General features: G+C 44.8%; 2 protein-coding genes. One reads left to right on the top strand and one right to left on the bottom strand.

Going from position 1 to position 1,683, the window contains the following annotated elements:
* On the top strand, positions 1–1,053 hold a 1,053-nt coding region (gene zigA, locus A3762_RS23005; protein ID WP_068757825.1), incomplete at its 5' end, for a zinc metallochaperone GTPase ZigA.
* A gap of 8 nt (positions 1,054–1,061) precedes the next feature.
* On the opposite strand, the gene A3762_RS23000 is transcribed toward zigA, so the two are convergent.
* Positions 1,062–1,683, bottom strand: a 622-nt coding sequence (locus A3762_RS23000) for a tRNA (adenine(22)-N(1))-methyltransferase TrmK (protein WP_068757823.1), incomplete at its 5' end; no start/stop codon positions are given.

Genomic DNA, 1,683 nt, shown 5'->3' with positions numbered 1-1,683 from the left:
GCATCGATGGTGCAAAATGAGGTGAGTCTAAGTCATCAAGAAGAAAAACTGGTCGAAATGAGCAATGGCTGTATCTGTTGTACCTTGCGCGAAGACCTTCTTGTTGAAGTGAATAACCTAGCGAAAGAAGGGCGCTTTGATTATCTGGTGATCGAATCAACGGGTATTTCAGAACCGCTACCCGTTGCAGAGACCTTCACTTTTGCCGATGAAGATGGCGTTTCACTGTCTGATGTTGCAAAGCTGGATACCATGGTAACGGTTGTGGATGCGCTGAACTTCTTAAATGATTATGACGAAGCAAGATCCTTACAAGAAACGGGCGAACATCTTGGCGAAGAAGATGAGCGCAGCGTAACCGATTTGTTGATTGATCAAATCGAATTTGCCGACGTGCTATTGATTAGCAAAACGGATTTGGTAGAAGAAACGGATATGGAGCGTTTAAGGGCGATTCTTAAGTCCCTGAATACCGAGGCGAAAATTATTCCGATCGCACATGGCAACGTCGATATTAACGAAGTGCTTGATACCAACTTGTTCGACTTCGAGCGCGCACAGCAGGCGCCCGGTTGGTTGAAAGAAATGCGCGGCGAGCATGTTCCAGAGACAGAAGAATACGGCATTAGTAGTTTTAGCTATGAAGCTCGAAGACCCTTTCATCCAAAGAAANTTTTCGACTTTCTGCACCACACTCAACAGTATGGAAACTTAATTCGTTCCAAAGGTTTCTTCTGGTTGGCGACCCGACCTCAGTTTGCAGGACAGTGGAGTCAAGCAGGCGGAATGGCGCGTTATGGTTTTGCGGGCATGTTCTGGAAAGCTGTGCCAAAAGAAAACTGGCCGCAAGATGAAGAGTATTTAGCTTCTATCGAAAAAATGTGGGAAGAACCATTTGGTGATATGCGCCAAGAGCTCGTGTTCATCGGACAAGGCTTAGATAAGCAGGCCATGACTGATGCCTTAGATGCTTGCTTATTGTCAGAAGATGACCTGTTAAAAGGCAAAGACTTTTGGGCAGAGCTAGAAGACCCATTTCCTGCATGGGAGTAGTGTCCTAGTTACGAACACAAACGTGTTTTGATCTGTTTAAAGTGCTTAAGCGGTTCATCTGCTTGAGCGCTTTTATTCTTGTTCTCATAGTATTTGATCGTTTGGTTTGCGTACCTCAGTGCGATCCGTTTTTCTTCTTCTGAATCATAGTGCCATATCTGCTCTCCGATATGACTGATTGCTGGATAATCACTGGTATGGCGTCCAGATTGGCTGATGAGCATCACTTCATAAATACGCCGATTCTCTTCAACAAGCGACTCTTTCACCATCTTAAATTCGAGTTCTGCCAAGCGCGTTCTTAGCTCGAGCAAGTGGCGCACAGGGCAAAGAAGAAAGTCGATCGATAGGCCTTTGTTTGCTTGTATTAGTTGTTCAACCAGCTCTGTAGTTAGATCACCTCCAACGCCTGCAATCACTACAAGATGGCGTTGATCTGCATAGTTTTTGAGTGGCAACTGCTTCGTGTCGGTACAATGGGTTGTCCAATGCCTGTCGGACCTGTCGTTAATAGGGAAGTGTTTTTCTAATGTGTTTTGAAGTGATTCGATAATATCTGGAACGATATCTACAAAATGCACCTGAATACTGCTGTCTATTATAGACATACCTAACAAACCATGATCGCAG

The sequence above is a fragment of the Oleiphilus sp. HI0125 genome (genome assembly GCF_001635355.1).
The sequence above is the reverse complement of the archived record's forward strand: the minus strand, read 5'-3'. Positions and strand labels throughout refer to the sequence as shown.